This window comes from Anaerobacillus sp. ABA4_114, assembly GCF_056159065.1.
Genome location: NZ_JBSWUM010000002.1, coordinates 113680 through 131807, shown reverse-complemented (window position 1 = coordinate 131807; position 18128 = coordinate 113680). Strand labels below are relative to the sequence as shown.

General features: G+C 34.2%; 23 protein-coding genes. 8 read left to right on the top strand and 15 right to left on the bottom strand.

The window, feature by feature from the left end; genetic code table 11:
• Positions 1-9 precede the first annotated feature (9 nt).
• The 5 genes from ACXAEY_RS22015 to ligA form a co-directional block, all read right to left on the bottom strand.
• Positions 10-930 carry a hypothetical protein gene (locus ACXAEY_RS22015; RefSeq protein WP_474815179.1) on the bottom strand — a complete coding sequence of 307 codons (921 nt, stop codon included), beginning with the start codon at positions 928-930 and terminating at the stop codon, positions 10-12.
• A gap of 194 nt (positions 931-1124) precedes the next feature.
• Entirely contained in the window at positions 1125-1325 is a 201-nt protein-coding gene (locus tag ACXAEY_RS22010) for a hypothetical protein (protein WP_474815178.1), read from the bottom strand.
• A gap of 80 nt (positions 1326-1405) precedes the next feature.
• Positions 1406-2425, bottom strand: a complete 1020-nt coding sequence (locus tag ACXAEY_RS22005) for a hypothetical protein (RefSeq protein ID WP_474815176.1) — start codon at positions 2423-2425, stop codon at positions 1406-1408.
• A gap of 486 nt (positions 2426-2911) precedes the next feature.
• Positions 2912-3223, bottom strand: coding sequence for a hypothetical protein (locus tag ACXAEY_RS22000; protein ID WP_474815174.1), 312 nt, complete (start codon positions 3221-3223; stop codon positions 2912-2914).
• A 121-nt stretch (positions 3224-3344) separates the two neighbouring features.
• On the bottom strand, positions 3345-5384 hold the full coding sequence (ligA, locus tag ACXAEY_RS21995) for an NAD-dependent DNA ligase LigA (protein ID WP_474815172.1): 2040 nt from the start codon (positions 5382-5384) through the stop codon (positions 3345-3347).
• Positions 5385-5729: 345 nt separating this feature from the next.
• Between ligA and ACXAEY_RS21990 the strand changes: the two genes are divergently transcribed.
• Positions 5730-6464 (top strand): ATP-grasp domain-containing protein, encoded by a 735-nt coding sequence (locus ACXAEY_RS21990; RefSeq protein ID WP_474815170.1) that lies wholly within the window; start codon positions 5730-5732, stop codon positions 6462-6464.
• A gap of 220 nt (positions 6465-6684) precedes the next feature.
• Here the strand turns inward: ACXAEY_RS21990 and ACXAEY_RS21985 are convergent, their stop codons facing one another.
• The 3 genes from ACXAEY_RS21985 to ACXAEY_RS21975 form a co-directional block, all read right to left on the bottom strand.
• Positions 6685-7065, bottom strand: a complete 381-nt coding sequence (locus tag ACXAEY_RS21985) for a hypothetical protein (RefSeq protein WP_474815169.1) — start codon at positions 7063-7065, stop codon at positions 6685-6687.
• A gap of 222 nt (positions 7066-7287) precedes the next feature.
• Positions 7288-7629, bottom strand: a complete 342-nt coding sequence (locus ACXAEY_RS21980; protein WP_474815167.1) for a hypothetical protein — start codon at positions 7627-7629, stop codon at positions 7288-7290.
• Positions 7630-7803: 174 nt separating this feature from the next.
• Positions 7804-8460 (bottom strand): hypothetical protein, encoded by a 657-nt coding sequence (locus ACXAEY_RS21975; protein WP_474815165.1) that lies wholly within the window; start codon positions 8458-8460, stop codon positions 7804-7806.
• A 245-nt stretch (positions 8461-8705) separates the two neighbouring features.
• Here ACXAEY_RS21975 and ACXAEY_RS21970 point away from each other — a divergent pair, with 245 nt between their 5' ends.
• Complete coding sequence (locus ACXAEY_RS21970; RefSeq protein WP_474815163.1) at positions 8706-9332, top strand: hypothetical protein; 627 nt, start codon at positions 8706-8708, stop codon at positions 9330-9332.
• Between the two features lie 627 nt (positions 9333-9959).
• Here ACXAEY_RS21970 and ACXAEY_RS21965 read toward each other — a convergent pair.
• The 5 genes from ACXAEY_RS21965 to ACXAEY_RS21945 all read right to left on the bottom strand — a co-directional run bounded on the left by ACXAEY_RS21965 (position 9960) and on the right by ACXAEY_RS21945 (position 12133).
• A complete protein-coding gene (locus tag ACXAEY_RS21965; protein WP_474815161.1) occupies positions 9960-10193 on the bottom strand; it encodes a hypothetical protein in 234 nt (77 codons plus the stop codon).
• Positions 10194-10317: 124 nt separating this feature from the next.
• Positions 10318-10758 (bottom strand): hypothetical protein, encoded by a 441-nt coding sequence (locus tag ACXAEY_RS21960; RefSeq protein ID WP_474815159.1) that lies wholly within the window; start codon positions 10756-10758, stop codon positions 10318-10320.
• Between the two features lie 130 nt (positions 10759-10888).
• Entirely contained in the window at positions 10889-11230 is a 342-nt protein-coding gene (locus ACXAEY_RS21955) for a hypothetical protein (RefSeq protein ID WP_474815157.1), read from the bottom strand.
• A 143-nt stretch (positions 11231-11373) separates the two neighbouring features.
• The gene (locus tag ACXAEY_RS21950; protein WP_474815156.1) at positions 11374-11586 is read right to left on the bottom strand and encodes a hypothetical protein; all 213 of its coding nucleotides are present in this window, start codon (positions 11584-11586) and stop codon (positions 11374-11376) included.
• A 259-nt stretch (positions 11587-11845) separates the two neighbouring features.
• Positions 11846-12133: a hypothetical protein gene (locus ACXAEY_RS21945; protein ID WP_474815154.1), complete on the bottom strand. Its 288-nt coding sequence runs from the start codon at positions 12131-12133 to the stop codon at positions 11846-11848.
• Between the two features lie 316 nt (positions 12134-12449).
• Here ACXAEY_RS21945 and ACXAEY_RS21940 point away from each other — a divergent pair, with 316 nt between their 5' ends.
• Positions 12450-12794: a hypothetical protein gene (locus ACXAEY_RS21940; RefSeq protein WP_474815153.1), complete on the top strand. Its 345-nt coding sequence runs from the start codon at positions 12450-12452 to the stop codon at positions 12792-12794.
• 305 nt (positions 12795-13099) lie between these two features.
• Here the strand turns inward: ACXAEY_RS21940 and ACXAEY_RS21935 are convergent, their stop codons facing one another.
• Positions 13100-13741: a hypothetical protein gene (locus ACXAEY_RS21935; protein ID WP_474815151.1), complete on the bottom strand. Its 642-nt coding sequence runs from the start codon at positions 13739-13741 to the stop codon at positions 13100-13102.
• A gap of 152 nt (positions 13742-13893) precedes the next feature.
• On the opposite strand from ACXAEY_RS21935, the gene ACXAEY_RS21930 reads away from it, so the two are divergent.
• Entirely contained in the window at positions 13894-14127 is a 234-nt protein-coding gene (locus tag ACXAEY_RS21930) for a hypothetical protein (RefSeq protein WP_474815149.1), read from the top strand.
• A 71-nt stretch (positions 14128-14198) separates the two neighbouring features.
• Here ACXAEY_RS21930 and ACXAEY_RS21925 read toward each other — a convergent pair whose 3' ends face one another.
• Positions 14199-14594, bottom strand: coding sequence for a hypothetical protein (locus ACXAEY_RS21925; RefSeq protein WP_474815148.1), 396 nt, complete (start codon positions 14592-14594; stop codon positions 14199-14201).
• Positions 14595-15242: 648 nt separating this feature from the next.
• Here ACXAEY_RS21925 and ACXAEY_RS21920 point away from each other — a divergent pair.
• The 4 genes from ACXAEY_RS21920 (at position 15243) to ACXAEY_RS21905 (ending at position 18108) form a co-directional block, all read left to right on the top strand.
• Complete coding sequence (locus tag ACXAEY_RS21920) at positions 15243-15968, top strand: nuclease-related domain-containing protein (RefSeq protein ID WP_474815146.1); 726 nt, start codon at positions 15243-15245, stop codon at positions 15966-15968.
• 166 nt (positions 15969-16134) lie between these two features.
• Positions 16135-17118: an acyltransferase gene (locus ACXAEY_RS21915; RefSeq protein WP_474815144.1), complete on the top strand. Its 984-nt coding sequence runs from the start codon at positions 16135-16137 to the stop codon at positions 17116-17118.
• Between the two features lie 155 nt (positions 17119-17273).
• Complete coding sequence (locus ACXAEY_RS21910) at positions 17274-17582, top strand: hypothetical protein (RefSeq protein ID WP_474815142.1); 309 nt, start codon at positions 17274-17276, stop codon at positions 17580-17582.
• A 196-nt stretch (positions 17583-17778) separates the two neighbouring features.
• Positions 17779-18108 (top strand): hypothetical protein, encoded by a 330-nt coding sequence (locus ACXAEY_RS21905; protein WP_474815141.1) that lies wholly within the window; start codon positions 17779-17781, stop codon positions 18106-18108.
• The last annotated feature ends 20 nt before the right edge of the window (positions 18109-18128 follow it).

Here is an 18128-nt window from a genome sequence, read left to right as displayed (position 1 = left end):
GAGAGTGGCTCACTCTTTAATTTTATGCACAAGCGTTCTAAAGTGAAAACATTGGATATTGAATCCACCTGCACTTATGGTCTGGACTCTAACCTTTCCCTTTTCTCCAGTTATCACTCCATTCAAATCACCATCTGCACCTACTTCCAAATGAGAAGCGTCTATTATCGTTCCTACCGTCTTATTTATTCGGCTAATCAGGTTGAATAGTTTCACTTCTCTTTCTTTCTCCAGTGTATCTTCAAGCCACTCTAACCTTTTTTCTTCTTTTCTTATACTATCCATTTGCAGAACTGCTGCACCTGCGAATTTAAACTTTCTTTCTCCTATGCTAGTCGAATCAAGTTCACGTTCACGCAAATATTCTTCCATAGGACCCTTAATCACAAATCCACGAACGAAATCCTCGCTGACGCTCCCTTTATCATCTAAATAATATGCGTATTCAGGCGTTGTTTTGATACATTCAATCTTAGCTTCGCGCACTTCCTTTTTAATGTTCATTTTTAATTCTTGGTAGTCACTATACCTCTTGATGTACCAATCAAAAGCATAAGCTTTCCAATTCTGTAGAAAATCTAATAATACCTGTGGCGCTTGAACGTAAATAAATCTTTCTTTCTCTTCTTCCTTCTTTAGCTTCTCTTGCCAATTACTTAGAGTAAGCTCTTCGTCTAACAGTTTTTTCTCTGCTTCTTCAGCGTCCCTAACTTTATACTCGTACTCACTAATATCCCAATAGTGTTGACTCGGTCCACCATCAGGGTTTGATTTAAACTCTTTAAGACGTTCTATATCAATCCCCTTGTCCTCTAACATTTGCCTTTTCTTTTCAATCTGCTTCTTGTATTTCTGGGTTGTGGCTTTTTTCTTTTCCACTCTCTGCTTAGCTTTTTCCACTCTGTTCATCAATGTTTCTATTTTCGTCATGTGTATCCTCTCCTATTTCAACCAAATCGTTTTATCTATTCTATCAGCCATCTGCTTTAACAGGATTTTTTTCTTCAAAATCATCATTTCAAAACTCCCTAAAAATAAAAAAAGAGAACGATAATCCACCATTTTTACCGAACTCACGCACACTAATTACAAGTATATCTCCTGTAAAAAGATTATTTATCTTACTATTTTCTCAAAGCTAACCTGGAACACATTTTTCCGAATTGGACATCAGTACAGATCGCCATCTGATAATTAAATTCCTCAAAGTCTTTTTTATCAGACATATGTTTAACCATTGATTCCTTTAATACTCTTTGCTCCATAGCTGTCCATTTCGCTGGAATCTCATAGTTGTTATTAATAAGTATAGTGTCTAACCTCATATTATCACCCACCCTAAGATGAAAACTAAAAGAGAACCAACTGCTGGTTCTCTCTATATTTTCCCCATGTCTTCTTATTTTTATAAAAACATCAATTTTCTTTTGTCAGGATCATATCCAAATAACGTACCTTTTTCTTCCTTAAGACTAAGTATCAATGCATTAATTAGGTCTAATTTTGTAGTAATGACCTGATTATCTTCGTGACCCTCTAATACTAGTTTGCCCTTTTTTGCCTTAATTTTACTACTTGCAACCAAATTTAAATGCGGATCTAATATTTTCACCGTATCTTCAAGTCTTTCCTCTCTCTCTTTTGTTGAGTAGAAGGACTTAAACCTTTCACTTACGTACTCTACTGAAGAAAATGAGTAGTTATATACATAGCTTAAGAAGAAATGAGGCTCCTCTCTTAAACCTAACTCCCAAGCGTACTCATATACTTTTTCCCCAAATCCTTCTGAAAAGTCATTGAGCGGTAATAGTAGATATGAGAACCCTTGAGGGTCTTTATAAATTTCATTATAAAGGTCATTCTTGTAGACCTTCGTTTTCAAAAATGCAGGTTTATCTACCTTCCCAAACGTTACGTAAAACGGTTTAGTGCTAAATGATTTGCAAAGTAATATCCCGCCTTTAATGGTGGGGACTATTTGTTCTTCCATAGGCAGCTTTTCTGGTTCATCTTCCTGGTAGTTTTTATCGATTAACAAGCGATGATATTTTTTATCTACATGACCTCTTTCAATGAGCATATCAGCTGAAGTAATGTATTCAATATCTCTTTCATTGTTATAGATGAATTTCGCTAACAGCTTCATCTCTTTCTCGCTAGTCCTTCCGAAGTATAGGTCAGTAGATAACACACCTACTTCAGTCCATGATTTAAACCTACTTTTCAACTCTTCCATTGACAGGTCTCTGTCTTGAGGTTTCAAATGCCTTTGCGGACTCTTTTTATTGTTATTAATATCATCTAACCATAACTGGTTGTCTTCTTCTAGTAAGAAACGATTTTCACTATCTAACTGTTCCAGTTTATTATTTAAATCAACCAAGTTCGCTTCTTCTTTTGCTTTAATGTACATGTTGTGTCCCATTATAATCACCCTTTATTTGTATTTGTCCTTATTCTAATACCTAGTTCGAGGAGCGGGAAATTTATAAAGACTTTTTTAAGTTAATAGTAGAATTTTATCGTTTTCAAAACCAATAGATAAATATCTATATTCCTCTGTATTCTCGATTCTAGAGGAGAAATGATTCATTTTCGCAACTTAATCTATATAAAAAAAGAATGGAGGGTATCTTCTGGGAAAAATTATCTTTGGATTACTTACTTGTTACTTTACCTTTGTATATAGCATGTTCTACTTAGACGAATATATCTATTCTCCATATACCGGTATTGTTGGTCTGAGTGGCATGGGTTATTTTGTATATCGCTTTATTATTAAATTAACAGATAATAAATAGAAAACGATGCATTTTGACGATGTCATGAGTAATAAATAAAAAACTTTTTTAAAAAAACACGATAAAATAGTTGGAAGCGATATGCCCCCAACCCATTCTAATTCAATTTCTTAGTCTCTTAACTTTTCTACTAAAACAATATCATCATTAGTATTCTTTTCGTCCTGAACAACAGCATCAAAGAATTTTTCAGCATCATCTGAACTATACAACGCCCACGTTATTATATCTGCAGCAATTTTTTCTTCAGTCCAAAATTCCGGACATTCATATCCATCTGTAGAAGAGAACGTAACATCACTATTAATGATAGTAACTTCGAAATTGTATTTAGCTCTTTCATCTTCCACTCCTTGATGTTCCAATTGCAATCGTACATCGCCACTTTTATAATTCATTATTTGATTGTGTTTATTATCCATGCTCTACCTCCAAATTTTTAATATTATTTCACAATTATTAGGATTGTAAAGTAAATAATGGACTATTTCATTCCTTCTGGAACACAAAAAAAGTGAAGGTGTAGCACCTTCACTTCGATCATTAAATGTTTGTACTTTCTAATTGTTCTAGAGAGATTACAGATACTCCTAAATCCTCTGCTTTCTTCATCTTAGAACCTGCCTTTTCACCAGCAACCAGGTAATCAGTGTTTTTACTCACACTACCAGTAGCCTTACCTCCATTATCAATAATAAAGGTTTTAATGTCATTTCTGTTTCTACCTTCGAAACTACCAGTAATAACAAACGTCAGACCCTCAAAAGCATTACTAGTAACTTCTTTCTTTTCTTGCTCTAACTTAATACCAATCTTTCTAAATTCTTCAATCTCTTCTCTAGCGGCTTCACTATGGAAGTAGCTAACAAGGGATTGAGCTACAAACTCTCCAATATCTTCGATGTTCATCAATTCTTCTTTTGTAGCACTTTGGATCTCATCGATGTTATCGTAATACCTCAATAATCTTTCCGCAGTACCTTTTCCAACCTTCCGAAGACCTAAAGCATAGATGAAAGCTTGGAAAGGAGTTTCTTTCGACTTCTCAATAGCTGCTAATAACTTCTCAGCTTTACGCTTCCCGAAGCGGTCTAATTTTAGCAGATCTTCTTCTTGAAGATTGTACAGATCCTGCAATCGAACGATTAATCCAGCCTCATACAATTGTTCGATTGTCTTCTTACTCAGTGTATCGATATTCATAGCTTCCCTCGAAGCAAAGTGAATGAATCGACCCATAGTTTGAGCGGGACAGTCGATTTGGTTCGAACAGTATAGATGAGCTCCATCTTCAATTACAGGAGAACCACAAGAGCCACATACCTCAGGAGCTACTACTTGTCTCCCTTCAGTACCAGGAACCGCATGTAATATTTCAGGAATCACATCGTTACTTCTTCTAATGACTACTTCTCCACCGACTAAGATACCTTTACGGATGATGTCACCCATATTGTTACCTGTTACTTTCCGTACAACTACTCCGTCAAACTCAACGGGTTCTACTTCGAATACAGGAGTTTGCTTCCCTGTTCTACCAACATACCACTCTTCACCTAGAGCGACTGTTACTTTTTCAGCAGCTTCAAATTTAAAGGCAACAGCCCACTTGGGGTGCTTAGAAGTCCAACCGATTTCGTCACGCACACCCATTTCATTCACCTTAATAACCATTCCATCGATTTCATAATTCAGGTTTGGTCGAATACTAGTCATTTCTTCCAACTTCTCTACGATCTCATCAGCGTTTTTGCAAACATAGAAATATGGATTAGTCTTGAAGGTTTGTTCTTTTAAGAATTCCATCACTTCTTCTTGCGTATTAAAGTCTCTTCCTTCAATGTATGGCACACCGTAGAAAAAAGCATCGATAGGTCTCTTTGAAGTGACCTTTGGATCATGGTTTCTCACAGCTCCTGCAGCACCATTTCTAGCATTAAGAGCTTTATATTTTTCTCGTAACCTCTCTAAGACTTTTCCTTCAACAACAATTCCATCTTGTTCTAGTTCTTCTTTTGCAACTTGGAATTGCTCTAACAAGGAAGCATTGTACACTTCTAACCGTTTCTTATCCATGAAAATTTCACCTTGTACTTCGACTACGCCGTCAAATGGAATAGTAATCGGAATAGAGCGGATGGTTCTTACTTGATCAGTAATCACTTCCCCAATATCCCCAGTACCACGGGTACGCGCTTCAACAAACTTACGGTTTACATATTTTAAAACTATCGCTAGTCCATCCATTTTCTGTTCCAACGAAAAACTCAAAGGCAACGAAATACCTTTTTGTCTTTTAGCAACAAAATCATAGACTTCCTCAAAGAAGTTCGCTTTATCAAGACTCAACAAAGGAACAGTATGCTCTTTCTTTTCGAACCCTTCTAAAACAGGTCCACCAACTCGTGCAGAAGGTGAATCTTGAACCACGATACTTGGATTATCCTTTTCAATTTCAAGTAGCTCATTATAGAGATCATCGTACTCTTTATCCGTCACCTTAGGATTATCCAACGTGTAATAATGGTAATCCAGATCTGTAATTTCCTTAACTAGTTCACGATAGCGGTTTTCAATATTCATAGTAAATTCCCCTTTATTGTTTATTTGAACAATTATACATGCGTATTATTCATGTTAGTAAAAAACTTAGTGACTTTTTAACATTCTAATACAGAAGTTCCTCTGAACAAATAGCACTTCGCCCAGTATGTTCTTTCTATCTAGGCTGTCTAAATTATTTATATTGTCTATCAAAATTCTATCCCCTTTGACTTAATGGGTGTTAATCATTATACCGTTTTGTCTCTTATATAAACGTTTATACAGCAACCGTTAATAGAGTTTTCCGCTTAAATGATGTTTGACATATTCAATCTAAACTTTATAAAGATGTAGTACCAAACTAAATGGAAGCGAGTGATAACATTGAGAATTGAACAAAAACATTTAAATCAGAAGTGGGCTATTGAAGAGGGAATTGATTTACCGAATCCCGAAGAGGTTGATTTGGGTCTGAATTCTAAACTATTCAATAAAGCAAATAGTAGGAAGTTGCTTGTGTTAGAAATCCTTAAAACTTTTAACATCCCTCACATTGAAGGATTTGATTGTACTATGAATGAGAAGTTTGCAGGCGAAGAAGCGTTAAGACTATATAGGCTATACAACGGCAAGATTGTCTTAAGAGGGAATCAAGCAACATGTGGCTCTCATACATATTTTCCAGAACTTGAAAGGTCCATCCCATTAATCATTAGAAACATGATCCATAATCACGATGGACCCATTAGACCTTTCGTATCTCCACGTTCAGATTACCCTAACGAACTTTCGGCATTTGCGGTCAAAGGCGAAATTAAACTCTTAATATCTAAAAGCAAAAGTCCTATTACAGGAACTCATAATTTATCAACTGGAGCGGTCGCGATACCCGAAACAAATCCCGAACTTATCTCAGAACTACAAAATATAACTAATTCTTTATATGATGTATTTGGCATGGGATTCGGTAGAGTAGATTTTTTAGAAACTGACGAAGGGTTTAAAGTTTTAGAACTAAGCGTTCCAAACTACAAAAACTTCTCTCTTCAAGATGCACAATCGGAAAAACTAGGAAAAGAATTATTCTTAAATGCTTATCACGCTTCTATTAATATCTAAGATATAGAACACCTATAAAAACCTATCCTTGTTCGATAGGTTTTTTCTTATCTAGGTTCGCTCTCTCAAAACCTCTTTAGATCATCTACAAAAACACCTTATTTAGAATTCACTATTGATAAAAACATTAAAGAAAGAGACTAATACACAATTAGCCTCTTTAATTCTACTTATTTTCATATCTAGCTTACTCTCTACAGACTGCCTTACAATTACAACTTCAGACAACTTTCTTAAATTCATCATACATTTCAATGAGAGGTGTATTAAGAATAGAAACATGCACCTTATCTCTTAGTTGATGACAGAGAACTTTAGCTATCATGTCATCTTTGTGCCCTGATTTCTTCATTTTAAGAGTTTGCACTTCAATCGATTTATCCTCAATTTCTTGATTGCCTATATACAACTTCCTTAAATCAGACCTAATGAAGCCCCGATCTACTAAATAAGCGAAGTATTGAACATTTTGTCCAGGAGTTTCTCTAAATGACTTATCTAATTCCTCGATAGTCATAGCCTGCTCAATCTTGAGTTCCTCTACTTCTTTTTCATCCCTTTGTGCGTGCTTATTTAGTCCATTGATTAGTATATTTTTCAATTACTAAACCCCTCTCATTTTTTAAAATAATAATATAAAAGGACAAATTTGGGGTTAATAATACTAGTTTTGTATTAGACATTGAGTAGAAACAAAAAAGAGTAATTACATAATTGTAATTACTCCAGTAAAGTCACAAAAGTTTAACCATTTTTGCATTTATACAAAAATGGTTATTAATGTCCACCAACTCATTAGAAATTGAAAAATACTATTATAAGGTTATATTTGAACTTCTTTATCCCCATCTAGGTATTTATTATAAAACAAATTATAAATGGAGAATAAGGTAGGGTGCTTTTCAAATTCTTTGCCTAATCCTATTTCTTCTTCCCATAAGAACACCTTTTCGTTATGCTGGATAGTTCCCATCACTAGTCTAAACTTCTCAGTATCATTCTCGAAAATTTCTTTTGTGCTCTGCTGATAATCTGTTATATCTTTCCCAGTCACCTTCTTTACAGCAGTCAAAACCACTTTTGAAAGCTTATATTGTTCTAAAGTTAGTCCGTATTCTTTAGCTTCAGTTCTCTCTTTTAACTCCTTAAAACTTACGATCCCCATATGTTTTGTCCCCTTTACCCTTTATCTATCAAACAATTTGATTACTTATAAAATCTGTTCAAAAGTTTCTATACATCTATGTTATCTTCTATGCGCATTAGGAGCAAGGATCTGCTAACCATCGCATCTAAACAAAAAGACTCCCCATTTACAGGAAGTCTCGAATCCTTATTATTAGCTAGCTTTTTCGAAAGTGAAATTACGGACCAACTCATTATATTTCTTTAACGCTTCTATTAACCCGGTCAAACTATACTCAAATAAATGCTCTTCGCAATGCCCCTCTTCTTCTCTAACAACATTATATCGAACATACGAAGAATAGGTTTTAAGATCAGTGTACTCCCCTTCAACAGAAACAGAAAGATCAATGTTAACAGAACCTGAATCACCTTTTTGGTTAGAAAAACTCTCTTCCAATATAAGTTGGTTTAGGATGGATGATAATTGTACTTTTTCGCCATACAACTCTTTAAGGGTTATTTGGTCTTTCAGCAACAAATCATCAAATGCAGCAATCCCGCGCATAACGAATATCCCTTCGATTCTCTTGCTTTTATCAATACTTTCTTCTCCAGCTTCAGCTATAATCATACTTTCTACAAGGTCTAAAGAACTCCCTTTCATGCGACTATCGCTTAAAAAATACATCCCATTGAACCCTTCACACTCAGCATATAGTTCAAACACTGATGCTTCATAAGGGTTGTCTACAATAACCCATCCTACGTTATTAGTGTCACCGAACAGAGCCCTTCTTGAAAAAGAGTCATTTACGACCACTACCTCGTATGCTGTTGTTAGTTCATTGATTTTTATTTTGTTATCCATGTCTTTATCCCCCTTTTAAAATAGTGTAGTTCTGATAAAGAGATTTGTGTGAAAAAAGAAGCTGTTGCCATTAAAACGATAAGGTTTATTAAATACCGTATATGAAAAAAATAATTTGTAAAAAGGATTATCGATACTTCTTAGTAATTAACAATTATCAGATTAACAAAGTTCATTTTATCACCTTGTTAATGCATACGAAAAATTTATTAGCGACTTTAAAATTTCTTCTAGGAGTGATTGTTATGGAAATTTCGATTACCAAAGGATTACGTGAGCTTAAGACTCTCGATGCGAGAGTAACTAAGAAAATCAATGATGGTCTCTTTGTCCATGCAATGAAAAAGGACGACAGATTACCGCGCCAATTTAAGAACGAAGATGAGTTTAAGAACAACGCCAAAGAAACTCTTCAATCCATAAACGATCTTATGAGCAGAAGAAAAAGTATTAAGACTGCTATTGTAGAATCTAATGCTAAAACTCCTGTAGAAATTTCAGGTATCAAAATGACAGTTGCCGATGCCATTGAGAGAAAAAACTATATTGGGTTCGAAAAGGCTCTACTTCAAAAGCTTAAATATGACTACTCTACAGCTGAGAATAGAACTCATAGAAATAACGAGTACGCTTCAGAAAAACTTCAGTCTAATCTCAATCAAATCCTTTCAAAAGAAGGGAAAAGCGATATGAAATTCATCGACCAGTACAAGGAACATTTCTGGGAAGATGAGAAGACTTCCATCATTGATCCCATTGGTGTAATCAGTGTTATTGATGAAATGGAAAGAGATATTGAGACATTTGAAGAGGAAGTAGATACAGTTCTAAGCGAAAGCAACTCAGTTACTAAGATTACAATTGTTGATTAATATGAGTTGAATAGTATTTGCTGGGGCATTGAATAAGAGAACTTTCTTCCCGAACCGAGGAGCGGGCATCTCCTCGGCAACTAATTACAGATCCTTAGAGGATAACATTCGTATGGTAAGTTTAGCACATTGGCTAAATGTACTTATAGGAGATAAATTGTTTGAAAAGCTTAAAAATCAACAATTAAATTTCATCCATCAAAGGTCAGACTTCTTACTTTAAAAGTTCAAAAAACCTAATCCTGTATGGATAGGATTCAAAAATTAAGTATCTATAAAACCTGGGATTAACGGTCTTACGGATTAAGAAATCCTTCCTTAACCGCCCAGCTGATGTCTCAGCAAATAGAAATAAGACGCCTCCGACGAGGCGTCTTTTCTATTATCCAAAACACAAACATTTGAAGTCACATTTTCGTAGTTTTGAAAGTCATTTTTTTAGATATAAATAAGCTTTTCATTAATTTGAATTGTATATTGTTGATTATCTGAAAGTATTCATCTTTTTCCATACAAAAATGAAATTAATTTCTTTTTTATGACCTATGGTGATTTTTGAATCAGAGCTCAAAATCACTTCTAACATTTGCGTGCATTTGAAAAAAAAGAAGCGAATGAAATTCGCCTCTACACAGTTACTTTCTTCTTATCTTTTAGATCTAAATAAGCCAATACTGTCTTGTTTTCACTTTCTAAAACGTAGGACACTTCAGTATTTCTTACTTCAGCAAGCATATCTCTGTATTCAGCCGCTTTTTGATGTGCAGCACTCTCTTCAATATCACCGAAATTTTTTTCTCCAATCACATAACCGTAACCGTACTCTTGATTTAACTCAGTAAATCTAGCCTTTAATTCCAACTTGTACACCCCTTAAATTTCCTCGTAATTCAATACCTCAATAATTGTATCAAAACGAATAATCCAATTCAATCAACAAATCATGTTAATCAATATAGCAAAAATATAATACGGCATCTTCTCTTCAAGAGCTAATAAACTCTTCCAAGAATCCACTAACCTCACCTAGTACAGGGTTATACCCTAAAGGGATTTGAAGACATCCCCCACCCTCTACAAACGCCATTAAATACAACTCATCATCTCGCTCAAAATCAACTTTCAAACTTTCTATTACCTTATTTTGTAGACGGTGAGTAAAATATTCTCTTACTGTCATGTCTTCTTCATCCTCTAAAACTTCTTGATTCGTAAGCGCTTCTTCTTCTGTAGCCCATCTATCATGTACATTATAACCACTTCCATCATCTAACTCTACATCGTACTTAAGATGAAGATCGATCTCGAAGTTAGCCATTTGAGTAATTGTCTTCCCAATAAGCTTTGGTTTGTAAGAACTTACTATTTCCTCACCATATTTTTCTTTCACCTGTTCTAATGCACTATACCTTGACATTGAACCCATACAAAATCGCTCCCTGCTTTTTAATAGTTATAAACGTTACAGCTTAATAAGGAAAAGATTCACCAGGAAATATGGTTTTAGCATTTTAATAGCCAAATCCATATTGTTCGATTTGGCTAAAAGGTTACATTTATTCTTCTTCTTTATCATAGTAATCTTCTGGTATTAGAATTTCGTCTTGGTCAACAATGATTTCCAACTGTTCACCTATAACAACCTTATCACCTTGATAGACCGGTTTGATATTGTGGTTTCTCCATATATTATCGGGAACGTGCATCATAGCATCTCCCCAGTTAAAATCTTCAGAGGTCATCTTGATATCTTTTTGACCTTCCTTCGTATGCAAATACTCTTTGACCGCGTTTCTAAAGTCTTGTTCCGCATTATTAGAATTATTCACAACAAAGTAATCTACCCATTTAGCATTTTCAGAATACCTTTCTCTAATCAAAGCTACAAATTGTTCCACACAACTCACTCCTAGAACTTTTTTTTATTATCTATATTTATTTTAATATCATTTTTTAAATTGCGGGAAACAATTCCTAATAATAAATACGGATACAAAGTGCCTTAGCACCTGCATCCGTACAATATATATATATATATCTATTAATTATTATTTTTGATCAAGTGATCAATCTCTTTTATGGTATCTTCTTTTTGTATATCTCTAACTAAATGCTGCAATTGAACTACAGTTAACTTATCTAAATGCGTTGAGTATCTAGACGATACCTCTTTTTCTTCTGCATTTATGATTTTAGATATAGATGTTATCGTAAAGGCTAGAGCGACTTCTTTTGAGTTTTTAAATTTTATCATATGCAAAACTCCTATATTCCAGTTGGGAAACCTATGCATTTCTACAGTCCAATAACTCCATCCGACAATAATTTTTTATATAACGAACACCCACACAATACTTTAAAACCTTCATCCTGTCTAAAGCCGTTTCACCAACTATCATCACCTGGCAAGATCACATAGAGCTAAAATGTATGGCTATATCCAGTTCCCAAAAAATTTGGGAGCATTTCTTTCAGTGCCACCCACCTTTGTATTAAATGACCATTATACTAGTTTAAAATACAACTTTAACTTCTTTGCGCTCATTGTATTTATCTGCTCCAAGCATCACATTAATCATGATTCTCAAGGCTTGCTTTGCTTTCTTGTTTTTAATTCTTGTCCTTTTAATACTTACTGCTTTGTTGTAGCGATTAAAACATTCATCTACAACAGTCTCAGGAATTCTAGTATAGCTACAATAGGTTTTAAACAGATCTACAAAATCCTTAGTCTCCATGTTAATGTATTCTTCCCCTTGCCAAACTTCCTTTGTACATGGGAATGATCTTCCTTCCAACATCTATGTACTCCCCCTTTGTTAAATAATTAATGAATTTGAACATGCGATAAAAATATTTAATTAACAACATTATACAATATCCATTGTGATAAATTAATGAGTATGATTAATCTTATTACCCATAAGTTGTTTTTTAAAGGAACTCAATTTAACAAACAATAGTAAGAATTCCCCTTCAAAATATGAAAATCTTATGGCTAATAATCAATCCTTCTTCTTCTCTCGCATTCGTTTTTGACATATGAAAGAATGAAATTCCATTGCAAATCAATATGGACTACTATAGTGTTAAAGTAATTGATAAAGGAGGGTTTCTATGGAGCTAGATTGGTATTATGCTGGAAATGACGCTGCAGCAATTCATGATAACCTTGTATTCCGCATTCATAAGAAAGCGATTCCTCATAAATTAGCAAGCCATCTTGATAAAGAGGATTTTTTTGTTTATCAACTCGAAGTGAGAGAAAAAAACAAAACGCAATTTAAGCCGCTTGGCTATACTTTCTATACGGTTCATCAAGCTTCGTATGGCGCACTAGGTTTAATTGAGAGCTACAGCGTAGACGAAAAGCTATGGGGTTCTTTGGAGAATATTATTGAGCGTGCAGAAGAGATCTTGATGATATTAGGTTTTTTACCAGACTACACCGAAAACTTATAAATTGAATGACGAAAGTGACTGGATATAGTAGGGTCCCTTGATACCTAACCTTTTCGTCACTAGAAGGTAATTTCAGTACATAAAATTGATAGAATAGGTAACCTTCATCAAGTAATGGAACCCTAGAAGACGATTCTAGACAAAATTTTATAAAGATTAAAGACACCTTCAATTAGGGTGTCTTTTTTATGGTTTATATATATATCTTTCTTTATCTAAGATTAAAAATTTCAAATTACATCAAATACACCATAAAATTATTATGTAAACTATTTTTTGGGTAACCTTTTTAAATTTGTAAAGTATTACTGATTGAAGTAGTAACCTTTTGGCAAGTGAATCACAGGATTGACTATACCTTGCTCAATTCCATTACCCAAACTTTTATTGAATTCTTTAAATGTCATATAAGGAGTCCCATTTGTTACGTCATATTTAATCAATACTTCAGATTCAAATGTTCTTCCATTCCCTTCACTATCTGCATATATGACACTAACTGGAATGAAATTTGCATTACTCACTTCACTGAAATAGCGATTGTTAGCAGAATCAATACGTTTTATCGCTTCTAATTCTTGTTTTTGAACAGGAAGTTGTTCAATGAAAGGATATATGCTTTGCTCTTTCCATTTCTCCATTTCTATACCGTTCTCAACAAGTGGTGGAAGTTTTATAAACATAAACTGCAGTAATATTACCAATGTTATAGATAAAATGAACATTACAGATCCAAGAATACGTGGATTAAAATTATCATCATCATCTTTTTTAAGGTCTCTTATAATGATTAATATAAGAATATAAGGTGCAAAACACAACATATTCATTAATGCCACCCCTAAAAACCCTGTAGCAGTCCCTAAAATATCCCCAGGTATTACGAAATTATGGTACACTTCAGTAATAGAAAATTTACCCGCTTCAATTACTTCATTTATCTTCATAAATTACCCCCTCTTTTTTCACTTAAACAACTAGAATACCAACCCTTTTTGTTTTAATAGAACGAAGTGAACAGGAAAGTAACATCCCAAAATTCTGATTTGACAGAACACTAAATGCAAGTATATTAAAAAAAACGAAAGTAGTGATTGAAATGAGCAAAAGAGCATTTGAAAAATTTATCGAATCCGGTTACAGAGACTACCCCGATATTGATAAAGAAGTGAATATGAAACAGAAAGGCGAATCCCAAGTTAGTTTGAAATCAATAGTCGAACAATCTGGTGGACAGTTGAAAAAGACAGAGATAGACGGCAAAGAATGTCAGGTTATAGTAGGGTCTTCTCTGGTATTCCCCGCATTCTCTTTGCCTAGAAGAAGATTCTAGTCAAGATATTAAATGATTAAAGACACCTTAATATATAAAGGTGTCTTTTTACGATTACTGACCTTTTTTCTTTATCTAAGATTAAGAGAACACTCATTTCTATTTAACCTAAAGTAACATTCGGTCACAATATTGTTTTCTACCTCATCCATTGGATACGACATTTTTCCGCCCAATGACTCCCAGAACCAATACGCTCTCATCCCTGATTCTCCTAAGACATTCCCGCTAATTACTTCTATATCAAAGTTTTCAAATAAGAAGCGGACGGCTTCAGTTCCCAAACCTTCTTCCTTATTCACCATCTCAATCATTTCAACATACATATCCTTATCAATTATGTTGAACCAAATATACCCTAAAACATTCCCGTTAATATCCACGAATACATTAGGATCATTGTCAATTACTGAATACTCCATTTCAATATTGTGTTCTGATGGTTTCTTACTCAATTTAGTTATCATTAAATATCCTCCAATGTCTATTCATCTTTTATTAAATTATACATCCTACAGATATATATTGAATTAAAATATGTTTCTTTATTATTGCGCAGCACTTTCATTTTTTTATATAGGATAAACATCAGATTAGTGTATAAGTGTAATTGAGGGAAAATTCAGGCGAAAATGTTGAATCTCCAAATAAACCTCTTTTGTTTAATTAAGACACGAACCTACCTCCCAAACAACCAGTTGGAAGTTCACTTTACAAGAAACGATTCAAAAAGGTCCATGTTGGGCAAAAAATCTAATCACTTCATGGATGGATTATGCTCGATGTCTTTAGAAGCTATTTGTGAGCTCTGTATTAAAAAATAACTCCTTCATGACTAATACCATTAGACAAGGTGGTAAAGCGTCTATAAACCCCCTTCAAGAGTTTCGGATTTCGAAACAAAAACATACATTAGTAAGAAATTTCCATTACGCTTGCTATTTTTTGCAGAGATGTTAAACAATTTATACTTCATTATTTAAACGCACGATAATAAGAGATTATCTTGCGTTAGTATAGTAAAGTGAATAAATTTGCTTTGTTCGTTTACTTCACTAAACTGTTTTTGCAAAAGATATTATTATTCAAATTTTTCTTATGGAGGTGATCAAAATTTGGCTACATTCGAAAAAGGCGGAAATTCACTCGAAAGTGAAATAAACAGAATCAAGAGAAAGATAAAAAGGTACTTTTGGTATTCATTTGTTTTTTTGTTCATCAGCGTCATTGCTGTCCTTATTACATCGAACCTACTCCTCCTTATACCCTGGTATCTATTTAATTTTGTAACTACCTCTAAGAGGAACAAATTTAAACAGAAGTTGAAAATATCAGAGGCTGGCAAGTTGGGCGAGCTGCTAACACAAAATGTTCTGCAGACCTTACCTGATACATATCGGGTTATCTCTGATGCCACAATTACTTTTGAAGATAGAGCAAGCCAAATTGACCATATAGTAGTAGGTCCCACAGGTATATTTATAGTTGAAACAAAATACTGGAATGGAGAGATCCGCCCTTCTACTTCAGGAAAAACTGTTCTAAAGGTAAGTCGTTCAGGTAAATCGAAGGAACACTATCACCCTTCTAGACAAGTTTCTACTCATGTTTATCGCCTCGCTTCTATGTTGAAAAAGTCGGGTCATAACGTATGGGTGCAAGGTTGTGTTTACTTTTCAAGCGGAGATACAGAACTTCACGTTAAGGATGAGAATTATCCATTGTACGCGAGTTCAGAGGACTTGTTAGACTATCTGTTAAACGGAATTAATCCAAAAAGGCGTTTGAATCGAAATGAAGTACAATCTATTACTAATGCAATAAACCAATATAAGAGATAACTAAAAAACAAAGCACTTTTTATTACTTTATCCGGTAGGGAAGCGCTTAGTGGCTTCACCTCTTTGCATAACCAAGGTTAAGAAATAAAAAAGGACTTATTGATTATATTCTCAATTCATTAGCACTAAAAAAAGAACTGCAGCTAATGAATTGGAGGATATATACATGAGCGCATCTATAATAAAACTAAGGTTTTTAGCAATACTCGGCGTGTTAATGATCCACGTATCAGCCCCTTTCCTACATGAACCATTTAACTATGATTGGTATGTAGGCAATTTTTTTGATTCAATATCGAGATTTTGCGTACCTTTATTTTTAATGATAAGTGGCGCATTACTTCTTAATAAAGATGAGTCCATTAATAGATTCCTTTCAAAAAGAACATCTAAAATAGTCCTTCCATTTGTCGCTTGGAGCATTTTTTACTATATGTTCAAACGGGATTTCGTCCTAGAAGACCTTAATTTCAAAGACTTTTTACGAACTTTTCTTGAAGGTGGAATACACTATCACTTGTGGTATCTATATTTGATCATTCCAATCTATTTATTGATCCCGGTACTACGAAAACTAGTGAAGACAGCTCCTACAAGCGTCCTTTTGTATTATGTAGTGTTAGCTTTTTTAATGAGCACAATGGATGAGATACTAATTGACTTTTTCTCTACCGAATCCAAACTATATTTCACAGGTTTTTCTTCTTATATTGGGTATGTGATCCTGGGCTACTTAATTTACCATAGAAACCTCTTTTCTGAATATAAGATCTATGTCTATATTGTCGGTCTAATTGGTTTGTTAGTAACTTATTTCGGCACTAGTGCTATATCCCTTTCCGAAGGAGAATATCAAAGCTTTTTTTATAACTACTATTCGTTAAATGTATTGGTGATTACATTCGCTATCATGACCTTTGTCTGTAACTTACCTAATAAAACGTCACTCATAACAAGGAAGATTGCTGACTACAGTTTTGGTATATATTTTGTACATCCAATATTCATTGGTTATTTCAAGCCACTCTTTAACCAAACTACACTTGGACCAATAAGCTATATTTTCTTATTGTTCCTTTCTGTCCTTATAACGTCATTTTGCTTTTCATTGGTAATGAGCAAACTCCCCCTACTTAAAAAGTTTCAGTAGACCAACCCTGGAACAACGGGAGAAAAAGCTGTGTTTTTTCACTCTTATATGTCATCTCCTGCTATCATTGAAAAAACATAAGGAGGCAATAAAATGAATACTGAATACCTCATTGAATTTTATCGAAAACGAAAAGATGAAGGAGCTGAAGCACAATGACAATCCGACGATGTACTGAATGTGACAGCCCTATGATTGAGGGTTACGTTATCGATGATGGTAGCGAATTTTACTGCAAAGATGAGTGTCTCCATAAGAACCATACGCAAGAAGAATACCTCAGAATGTATAACGAACACGGTAGTTACGAAGGTGAATATACCTACTGGACTGAGTGGTCTCCGTTAGCTTATGTCTGTAAGAATAAAAATTGTGAAGAAATCCAAGAAGACTCTGATACATGTGAACAATGCGGAAGTGATATGAGAGAAGTAGATGCAATGGAATTAGGGGCAGCAGCATGACACAAAAAGAAGACGAAATGATTCTTATATGCTGTGAATGTGGTAATAAACACACAAGTAAAGAAAACCTATGGACAGAATATTCTATTCAATGCCCTAAATGCAAAGTATGGGAAGAAGGCTGTGCCAATAGAAACCTAAGCTCTTTCCGTGTATTAGAATATTTGAGATAACCCACTAAGAAAGGAAGATTATATTGAAAACATTTTGGATGATCCAAGGATTGAATGAAGCAATTAATGGTCAGTGTGATGAATCGTGGTTGTGGGGATATATTAACACCAACCAAGATGATTTAATTAATAACAGAACAATTATAGGCACGAATAACTTGACGATAAACTACTCAATCGAACTCAGCCTAAGCGAAACTGGGGATATAACATTTACTTTAGAAGACGAATTCCTTGAAGAAATCACAGAATTTAAAGCACCCATGAATTTCGATGAAGCTATTCAAGCATATAAGAATGCTCTGAGACAGTTAAACAGCAAGGTAGGACATCTTAGTGCGATAGCATCTTAATAAAAGAAATTAACTACAAA

Coding starts and splice junctions, on each gene's coding strand:
- ACXAEY_RS22015 (WP_474815179.1), bottom strand. CDS start 930: ATGACGAAAATAGAAACATTGATGAACAGAGTGGAAAAAGCTAAGCAG.
- ACXAEY_RS22010 (WP_474815178.1), bottom strand. CDS start 1,325: ATGAGGTTAGACACTATACTTATTAATAACAACTATGAGATTCCAGCG.
- ACXAEY_RS22005 (WP_474815176.1), bottom strand. CDS start 2,425: ATGGGACACAACATGTACATTAAAGCAAAAGAAGAAGCGAACTTGGTT.
- ACXAEY_RS22000 (WP_474815174.1), bottom strand. CDS start 3,223: ATGGATAATAAACACAATCAAATAATGAATTATAAAAGTGGCGATGTA.
- ligA (WP_474815172.1), bottom strand. CDS start 5,384: ATGAATATTGAAAACCGCTATCGTGAACTAGTTAAGGAAATTACAGAT.
- ACXAEY_RS21980 (WP_474815167.1), bottom strand. CDS start 7,629: ATGGGGATCGTAAGTTTTAAGGAGTTAAAAGAGAGAACTGAAGCTAAA.
- ACXAEY_RS21975 (WP_474815165.1), bottom strand. CDS start 8,460: ATGGATAACAAAATAAAAATCAATGAACTAACAACAGCATACGAGGTA.
- ACXAEY_RS21970 (WP_474815163.1), top strand. CDS start 8,706: ATGGAAATTTCGATTACCAAAGGATTACGTGAGCTTAAGACTCTCGAT.
- ACXAEY_RS21960 (WP_474815159.1), bottom strand. CDS start 10,758: ATGGGTTCAATGTCAAGGTATAGTGCATTAGAACAGGTGAAAGAAAAA.
- ACXAEY_RS21950 (WP_474815156.1), bottom strand. CDS start 11,586: ATGATAAAATTTAAAAACTCAAAAGAAGTCGCTCTAGCCTTTACGATA.
- ACXAEY_RS21945 (WP_474815154.1), bottom strand. CDS start 12,133: ATGTTGGAAGGAAGATCATTCCCATGTACAAAGGAAGTTTGGCAAGGG.
- ACXAEY_RS21940 (WP_474815153.1), top strand. CDS start 12,450: ATGGAGCTAGATTGGTATTATGCTGGAAATGACGCTGCAGCAATTCAT.
- ACXAEY_RS21935 (WP_474815151.1), bottom strand. CDS start 13,741: ATGAAGATAAATGAAGTAATTGAAGCGGGTAAATTTTCTATTACTGAA.
- ACXAEY_RS21930 (WP_474815149.1), top strand. CDS start 13,894: ATGAGCAAAAGAGCATTTGAAAAATTTATCGAATCCGGTTACAGAGAC.
- ACXAEY_RS21925 (WP_474815148.1), bottom strand. CDS start 14,594: ATGATAACTAAATTGAGTAAGAAACCATCAGAACACAATATTGAAATG.
- ACXAEY_RS21915 (WP_474815144.1), top strand. CDS start 16,135: ATGAGCGCATCTATAATAAAACTAAGGTTTTTAGCAATACTCGGCGTG.
- ACXAEY_RS21910 (WP_474815142.1), top strand. CDS start 17,274: ATGACAATCCGACGATGTACTGAATGTGACAGCCCTATGATTGAGGGT.